This window comes from Arcicella lustrica (genome assembly GCF_034930985.1).
In the GTDB taxonomy this organism is placed as follows: Bacteria; Bacteroidota; Bacteroidia; order Cytophagales; family Spirosomataceae; genus Arcicella; species Arcicella lustrica.
Genome location: NZ_JAYGIM010000039.1, coordinates 1 through 534 on the forward strand (window position 1 = coordinate 1; position 534 = coordinate 534).

The 534-nt window shown below is 35.6% G+C and carries 1 protein-coding gene; it reads right to left on the reverse strand.

Translation table 11 applies throughout. From position 1 onward, the window contains the following. Nucleotides 1–534 (reverse strand): carboxypeptidase-like regulatory domain-containing protein (locus VB798_RS24340; protein WP_323689838.1); only part of this gene is annotated, 534 nt, incomplete at both ends.

The following is a 534-nucleotide window of genomic DNA, read 5'->3' on the forward strand; positions in this document are numbered from 1 at the left end:
CCGATACTTAGTTGTAAACCACCACCCTCATTTTCCCATATATTAAGACCAGCTACTCTTGAATAAATTTGTCGGGCATTGTTGGTTGATAAATTAGCAACTAGTTGATCTGGTGTAATTACTTCCGACTTCTTGCCTTCATAAATACCCATATTTTCAACACCTCTTAATCTTGAAAAACCGAAATCGGTTTTCTTATCCGATACCACAACTTCATTCAGCGTTTCATCACGTGAAGAAAGGTAAATTACTATTTCTTCATTTTTGCCTGCGATAACAATCGTTCGTTTGACAGGCCTAAAGTCTGGAGAAATAATATGTAAAGTATGTTCGCCATTGGCGATAGAGGGGAATATAAATATGCCTTCTGGGTTAGATAACGTTTTCTGATTGCCATCAAGATAAACCGCCGATCCTGCCACCAAGGCACTATCGTTTTTTGATTTAATAATACCTTTCAAACGATATTGAGCAAAAGTATATGTTGCGAAAAAACAGATAAAAACTGTACTAAAAACCTTTAATTTCATTATT